The sequence below is a fragment of the Winogradskyella undariae genome (genome assembly GCF_013285155.1).
Taxonomy (GTDB): domain Bacteria; phylum Bacteroidota; class Bacteroidia; order Flavobacteriales; family Flavobacteriaceae; genus Winogradskyella; species Winogradskyella undariae.
On sequence record NZ_JABTEL010000015.1, the window covers coordinates 72,307 to 80,064 of the forward strand.

Consider the following 7,758-nt stretch of genomic DNA (forward strand, 5'->3'; position numbering starts at 1 on the left):
ACAATATTCCATCAGTAGTAAGATTAATAACCTGGGTTTTGAGGAGACAAATTCGGATTCATTAAGAGCTCTATTTCCGGCACTGGCAAGAGAAGGTCTGAAATGTTCCAATTAGGTTTTACTGGCGATAATACCGACTCTGATCGCTGGGTTCGCTTCAAATCAAACCAACGATGACCATGCTCTGTAAAGAATTCAAACTTTCGCTCTTCTAAGATGGACTCTAATATCTCAGGGGCTGTTGTTGCTGATGTGCCTAGCAAACCTGCTCGAGTTCTAACGCTATTTAAATCGTCAATAGCTCCACTAATATGACTTAAATGAGCTCTGGCTTCGGCACGTAGGAGATACTGTTCTGCTATTCGAAATACAATAGAATACTCCATAGAGCTTCCTGTAAAATCTCTTAATTTATATTTATAAGGGGCATACCAATTTTCAGTGTCCCCACTCACATTAAGTATCCAATGCTCTAATCTTAAATCATTAGCTTCAAAAGAGGCGACAAAATCAGGATTCAAAGCCAGTAATACAGGTGGGCCTTCTGTAAAAATAAATGTACCTGCCTCTATGGTATTGTCACCTTCATTTTTTGACTGAAGCTGAAGAATAGTGGAAGGACTGCTTTTTAAAAATTCATCTGTAATATTCCCGTCAAAGTTATAAATTGAGTTTGCATTGATTACAATAGAACTTTCTGTTTCGGCGGCTTCCCAATCTTCTAAATACACATAAACTCTAGCTAACAACGCTGAGACCACATATCGATTAGCTCTAATACGCTCACCACTCACATAAGTTTCACTAATTTGACTCTTTGCGATAATCAAATCACTTAAAATTTCACTGTAAACAAGCGCTGTAGACAATCGTGATACATCCTGGTTCACAGTATAGTCTGTAGTGGTGATGTAAGGGATATCCCCATAGAGATTAACGAGATAAAAATGAACCAAGGCACGCACAAAAAGGGCTTCACCAATTAATTGGTCTTTTACCTCCTGTTCTAACGTTTGCGAATTAGCGATACCGTCAATAGCTGAATTGCACATGTAAATCAAATTGTAGCTACTATCCCATATATTTTTAACCACCGCATTAGAAGCAATGATTTGATGTTGATAAAACCAATCAATCGGTTGTCCTGGCGCTCCATAATAATCCAACTCGTCAGCATATAAACCCATCAAAACGGAAACCCCATACTGAGTCCCTGTTAGTAATACATCATCTCTTAGTATCCCATATAATGAAGTTACAGCTGCTTCAGCGGTAGCTTCGTTTTCAAATACGTCAGCACTGAATATTTGTCCTGTAGGACTATCTACTTCTACAAAATCCTCACATCCTATAAAAAGTAAGCTAAGTAACAGTATTTTAAACCTAACGACGTTTGTATTCCAATTTAAAACATACATAGTTTTCATATTTTTTTTAGTTAAAATTTTAGTTTCATACCCAATGAAATTCGCTTAAGTGGTGGCAAATAGCCTGCGTTTTGCTCGGGATCCCCTCCTTTAAATCGAGTAAAGGTCAGCAAGTTTTGTCCTTGTAAATAAATTGAGCATTCCGGAGTTGCTTCTCCCAATGGCAACCGGTAGTTTAAAGACATAGATTTTAAACGCATAAAAGAGGCATCTGAAATAACCCCACTACTTGCCGTAAATTGCGAATAGGCAATATAGGCGTCATAATTCCAACCAATAGTATAGGCTTGCATGCTAGCTTCATCACCAGGATTCTGCCACTGGTCTAATACACCTAAGGGCTGGTTTTGCATAATACCTGGGGGCTCTGTAGTGTAATATGCATTTAACCCCTTTTTCTTCACAAATTGTAATAGCAGATCTAAACTCCAGTTCTTATATTGAAACCTATTAGAAATACTCCCATAAAATTGAGGATTCAAATCGGCATTGTATTGTCGGTCTTCTGATGCCGTAATCATGCCATCACCATTAAAGTCTTCAAAATCAAACAATCCTGTATTGCTGTTAACACCAATAAGTTTATATAGCCTGTAGACCGAAAGTGGTTCTCCAACTACTAACTGATTAGCATAAGTAGTGTCTTCTAGGCCATCAAAAGCAAGCAGTCTATTCTTAGGTAAGGTAAATTGAAAGGACGATTCCCAGCGAAACTGATCCTGATCTATATTAACGGTATTTAAGCTGAGCTCCCAACCTGAATTTTCAACTAAAGCATCCAAGTTGCCATTAATGGATGAGAATCCAGTGGTACCCGGTAAAGGCATTCCTAATAATTGGTTATCTGAACGATTATTATAATAAGCCACTTCAAAACGGATGCTGTTTTTCCAGAGTTCCATCTCTAAGCCGCCCTCTATCTTCCTAGTTGTTTCCCACGCATAATAGGGGTTTAACAAACGAGAGGGGGTAAGCCCTATATTTCCGTCATAATTGCCATCGGTGATACTATACGAATCTAAATATTGATAATCTCCTATTTGGTCGTTACCCGTAGTACCAAAACTGGCCCTGAGTTTTCCAAAACTTAACCAAGTTGAGTCTTCAAAAAAAGAGGCTTTAGAAAATAGCCATGCCGCTCCAATAGCCCCAAAATTTGCGAAACGATTACCAAACCCAAATCTGCTAGAACCATCACGCCGACCAGTGATATTGAAAATATAGGTTTGATTTATATTGTAATTTACACGTCCATAAACTGCAGCATATTTGTATTCTGAAGAGGCCTCGTTTAGTGGTATTAAATTATTTGCTGCACTCAGGTTATCTAAAAGTTGGTTACTAGCATATCCAAATCCCATCAAAGCTAACTGCTCATTCTTTTGCTCTTGTAAAGTAGCTCCCATTAACCATGTCAATTGTCCTGAGCCTAAAGAGACAGAACCGTCTATTTTAGGTTCTAAAATCCAAGATTGTCGATCCGAATTATTTTTCATGGAATAGGATGAACTGCTGTTTAATCCAAAAGCGGGATTATAAATCGTATGCGGGTTTAATTGAATTTCATTCATCAAGCCCTTATTATAGCCCATGGTTAGTCGTGCATTTAAGTTAGGAGTTAAACGATAACTTAAGGTGCTATTAGCTATTAGGGTAGTAGTCTTATTTTCATATTTTGCATTTAATGCGGCAACTGGGTTAGTCCAAGTGTTCTCTGCCCAATTTAAAGCTCCATTCTCATCATAAAGTTCAGGTGCGTTTGGCGGTAAAACACGAGCCACGCGAGATAAGTCGCTTGCAGGTAGCGTATTAATAGCATTGCCATAACTACCCGAAAACTGTAGTTCAAATTTATTATCTATGGAGGTATGGGTAAAACTAGTATTAGCTGTACCGCGTTTATAATTAAAATCCTTTGGGTATACAGTGGTCTCTTTTAAATAAGTACCACCTAGCATAAAACGATTATGTTCATCCCCTCCCGAAACGGAAGCCCTAAAAGTATGATTGTAGGCATTATTTGCAATTAACTCCTTCTGCCAATCCGTGTACCTGTTTTCATCCCATGTGCCGTTTAAATCATAAGCATCAATAGGTATGTCGGTAATGCCATCATTTACAAAGGCCTCCCTTCTCATGTTTAAATAGTCATCGGTTTGTAAAAGATCTATGAGTCGAGTAGGAGTCATAAAAGTTGTGGAGATGTCCGCAGAAAACAAGGTCTTTCCTGCTTTTCCCGTTTTAGTACTAATTAAAATGACACCATTGGTACCCCTTGAGCCATAGATTGCTGTAGCATCAGCATCCTTTAAGACTTCTATAGACTCTATTGATGAAGGGGCGAGTGTGTTTAAGGGATTTATCACTCCATTGGGCATAATTAATACGGATAAGTTACCGTTGCTCATACTACCACTATCAAAAGGTACCCCATCAATTACATATAAAGGATCATTTCCTGCAGCAATACTATTTTGGCCTCTAATGCGTACTGTATAGCCACCACCGGCCAAGCCAGTAGTAGACACAACGTCTAATCCAGCTACGCGTCCTTGTAAAGCATCTAAAGCAGTAGTTACAGGTTGCCCTTCTATAACGCTTGCATCAACTTTAGTAATACTACCCGTGCGTTCCTTATCTTTTACAGAGTAATACCCAGCATTAAGTACCACAGCATCAAACGCAGTAACATCGTCTTGCAACTGCACATTAATCACGTGTTGGCCATCAACAGGAATAGTCTGACTTAAAAAACCTAAATACGAAAAGACAAGAATATCATCAGCGCTAGCATTGATACTATAGGTGCCATCAATTAACGACGTAGTGCCTTTATGACTTCCTTTTATAGATATAAACGCCCCAGAAATTGGAAGTCCTTCGGTGTCTGTAATTTGACCTTTAACTTCAATTTGGCGCTGTTGTGTTGGTGTCAACACCTTTTTGCTAATGGTAATATAAGTCTCGTTAGTCGTTGTAATAGTGTAATCCGATTCTGGAAGGCATTGTGATAATAACGTCATAACCTTAATCACTCCGCTTTTGAGTGGGATGTTTGGGACATCGTTAAATATATCAGACTGGTAAATAAAGGTACATTCTGTTTGTTGTCCTATCAGTTCTAACACTTCATAAATACTCATAGTCTTATCAGAGGCGATGGTCACTTTTGCGTTTTGCGAAAAAGTAGCGCTTGGTGCAAGACTAAAAGCAGTCGTGCAGAATAGGAGGAATAAAGTTTTCATGATGAACATCGACATGCCTTTCCATCGAAAGAAATGCAGGCTTGTAAATTTAATTTGCATAAATTTGTGCGTTAATTGGTTTAAAACCGGTTAGTGTATAAAGGGGATTTAGCGCGTTACTGTCCAGGTAGTAGCTTTATTCCCTTTTCTTATTTAATTGTAATCGTCTTGTTTTTTATCTCATAGGCATTTATAAATTGTGTGTTTTTAATTCCGTTTAGTAGAGTATTAATATTATGTTTTCTATTTAGAAGACCACTGAAACGGACGTCTTTAAGGTCATCAGACGCAAAGGATATATCCACATCATACCATCTAGAAAGCACCTTCATAATGTCCTGTAAAGAGGTATCTTTAAAATTAAAGTAGCCCTTTACCCAAGCCACATGGTGATCTACATTCACTATAGACTTAGTCAATTGGCCTGTTCTTAAGTCTATTTGAGTTTGCTCTGTGGGGATTAATTGAGCTAAGGTGCCGTCTGTACGAATAGTTATGCGACCTTCAACCAAGGTGGTATACATATAGGGCTCATCTTGGTAGGCCTTTATATTAAATACGGTACCGAGAACGTCCACCTCTTGTTGTTTGGTGAGCACTTTAAAATGATTCCCCTGATGCTCGGTACTAGGGGACACGTCAAAGTAAGCCTCGCCATAGACTAACTCAACAATGCGAGGCTCTCCTTCAACAAAATTTACAGGATATTTTAGTTGACTGTCTGCATTTAACCAGACTAAAGTACCATCAGATAAAGCAATTTGATACTGACCACCTCTAGGTATTGTGAGGTAATTAAAAGCCAATTTAGAAGGGGTAGTGGCTTTGCTATACGTTAGGCGCTCGCCATCACTTTTAACCATAGCATTTTCATAGGGGTTATCCTGTTCAAGAGCTATAGCGCTACCATCATCTAGGGTTAAAATGGCTTTATCCGTTCCTGCTGTAATTGGTAGCGGCTCTACCTCCAAAAGTGTGTTGTTAGTACGATTATGAAGTACTAAATAGGTTAACGATACTAAAGGAATAACCACAGCCGCCACTTTCATAAAAGTAGACATAGAACGACGCTTTTTTGGTCTTACTTTACCATAATCAGAGATGCTTTGCGCTACATTTTTCCAATCCGCCTCCTTATCAATTTGGTTAAGGAGTTCTAAATTTTCTTTAATAGCTTCGTTAGATAGATGTTGTTTAATATGCGTCTTGGCATCATCTGAAAACAAATCAGACGCTTCCAAATCTTCTAAGCCTTTATTTTCAAGTAGGGCTTTAGATAGCTTCTTGCTGAGTTTAAATAGGTCTCTAAAAATTGTCATAATAAACCGTGGGTTATAACACCAAAACGACAAAAGTTAAAAAGAGGGTGCAAAAAAGAATTAAAAAATATTTAAGAGGCTGCCAAGCGCATGCCTTAGCTTCTTATAAGCAATACGCTTTTGAGATTTAACGGTGTTTTTGCTTATAGAGAGTTCTTCAGCGATTTCTTTATTGGTATAGGCATTTAGCGTTAACCTAATAACAGCTTCACTTTTTTTTGGTAGATGCTTTATAGCGGTCTCTAGTTGGGCATAGGTATCTGTAAGTGTTATTTGGGTATAAAAAAAGTCATCGCTTAACATATGGTCAAAGTCAATATCTGGAGATTGCACCATACGTCTATGATATTTACTTTTCAGATAGTCTAAACAGCGGTTTTTAACGGATGTATACAATAACGCTTTTATCGCATAAAAATTAGGGTATGGGGTATCGCGTTCCCAGATCTTAATAAAGACCTCTTGTACAACATCTTTAGCCGTATCCATATCATTAAGATAGGTGTTGGCAAATAAGCACAACGAAGGGTAGAGGGTCTCAAAAAGTGACTTCAACCCGTCCATACTTTTGGGGTGTACTTGGCTTGTAGACATAATGCATTGGTATTACAAGGAAATTTTAAAAGATTTCCTTTTTAATGTAGAGTACCAAGCGTTTTTTTAATTTTCAAACTGTGCAGAAAAAATAGGGCGCAGTACTCAACTTACCACGTCAGAGGTACTGGTATACCGTGCAACGATAAGAGAGCCCACGCCCGGGTACGTGAGCCTATCTACTTATCATCTCGTTGCAAAAATTACCAGTTTTCTAACGTGAGACTTAAAGCGATGACTTCAAATGTTTTTATATACGAAGGATCGCAAATTTATAATATTTAAAACAAATATAATGAAATTCTTTAAATGTGGTATTATAGTACTACATTTTTTGTGGTTATTTCTTCGATATTTCTCAAAAACTAAATTGTTATGGAGAGTTTTATCAAGGAGAAGTTATTAGTTTCATTTGGACAATTGTTAAGAAAAGTAAGATTAAATAAAGGTTTGAGTTATCGTGAATTAGCTCAGCAATGTGATGTAGATCATAGCCAGATTAGTAAAATTGAAAAAGGGCAAGTGAGTATTCAACTAACTACATTATTTGAATTGGCTCAAGGTTTGAATATTCACCCAAAGGAATTAATTGATATAGATTTTAAATTGGAAGAAAAATCTTGAAATTAGCTGTATGAATGAATTTTATTTTTTTTGAGTTCTTTGCGATAAGAGTCTTCATTTCCTCTTTTTCCATTGTTTCGTAAAGTCGTCTTCTTCGGCACCTAATGGAAACAAAACATAGTACCATAAGCAATTTAGATAATACCTAAGGATTCTAATCCATCTTGGGAGTTTTGATTTTGCCATGGTTAAAGTTAGGAAAAAAATCTTTTTTTTAATCTAGGGTGTTGTAAAATGCCATGTGGGTTTAAGTAAGATGAGCGTCACATGTGTTCTGGTTTCAGCTGCTCTATTAGATATTTAATTTTAGCGATAATCGTTAGAACCAATAGCAGAAAATGTGATTTTTATGTCTTCACATTGTACCAAGGACAAGACGTCTTGCCTTTTGGTCTTTAGGTGGTTAAGCCGCTAAATAGGTAGCTCAAAATGGAATAGGGTATTTGATTAGATTTATGGAAGTCGGGGAGGGCTAGCAATAAATTATATACGGCTTAAGTTAGCATTTTAATAAAAACACTAAATTTAAGCTATATAATTAGAAAGAAC

At 37.3% G+C, this 7,758-nt stretch carries 5 protein-coding genes; 1 reads left to right on the forward strand and 4 read right to left on the reverse strand.

Annotated features, from left to right (window positions below; translation table 11 throughout):
- Positions 1–23 precede the first annotated feature (23 nt).
- From HSX10_RS16395 to HSX10_RS16410, 4 genes are all read right to left on the reverse strand, one after another.
- Positions 24–1,427 carry a RagB/SusD family nutrient uptake outer membrane protein gene (locus tag HSX10_RS16395; RefSeq protein WP_254453258.1) on the reverse strand — a complete coding sequence of 468 codons (1,404 nt, stop codon included), beginning with the start codon at positions 1,425–1,427 and terminating at the stop codon, positions 24–26.
- 11 nt (positions 1,428–1,438) lie between these two features.
- Positions 1,439–4,570: a SusC/RagA family TonB-linked outer membrane protein gene (locus HSX10_RS16400; protein ID WP_254453259.1), complete on the reverse strand. Its 3,132-nt coding sequence runs from the start codon at positions 4,568–4,570 to the stop codon at positions 1,439–1,441.
- A 251-nt stretch (positions 4,571–4,821) separates the two neighbouring features.
- Positions 4,822–5,991: a FecR family protein gene (locus tag HSX10_RS16405; protein ID WP_173589336.1), complete on the reverse strand. Its 1,170-nt coding sequence runs from the start codon at positions 5,989–5,991 to the stop codon at positions 4,822–4,824.
- Positions 5,992–6,051: 60 nt separating this feature from the next.
- Entirely contained in the window at positions 6,052–6,585 is a 534-nt protein-coding gene (locus tag HSX10_RS16410; protein WP_173589337.1) for an RNA polymerase sigma-70 factor, read from the reverse strand.
- A gap of 375 nt (positions 6,586–6,960) precedes the next feature.
- Between HSX10_RS16410 and HSX10_RS16415 the strand changes: the two genes are divergently transcribed.
- Positions 6,961–7,209, forward strand: a complete 249-nt coding sequence (locus HSX10_RS16415) for a helix-turn-helix domain-containing protein (protein ID WP_173589338.1) — start codon at positions 6,961–6,963, stop codon at positions 7,207–7,209.
- The last annotated feature ends 549 nt before the right edge of the window (positions 7,210–7,758 follow it).

What these genes read in the sequence shown, in the direction of transcription:
- HSX10_RS16405 (WP_173589336.1), bottom strand. Translation starts at nt 5,991, where the DNA reads ATGACAATTTTTAGAGACCTATTTAAACTCAGCAAGAAGCTATCTAAA.
- HSX10_RS16395 (WP_254453258.1), bottom strand. Translation starts at nt 1,427, where the DNA reads ATGAAAACTATGTATGTTTTAAATTGGAATACAAACGTCGTTAGGTTT.
- HSX10_RS16410 (WP_173589337.1), bottom strand. Translation starts at nt 6,585, where the DNA reads ATGTCTACAAGCCAAGTACACCCCAAAAGTATGGACGGGTTGAAGTCA.
- HSX10_RS16415 (WP_173589338.1), top strand. Translation starts at nt 6,961, where the DNA reads ATGGAGAGTTTTATCAAGGAGAAGTTATTAGTTTCATTTGGACAATTG.
- HSX10_RS16400 (WP_254453259.1), bottom strand. Translation starts at nt 4,570, where the DNA reads ATGAGTATTTATGAAGTGTTAGAACTGATAGGACAACAAACAGAATGT.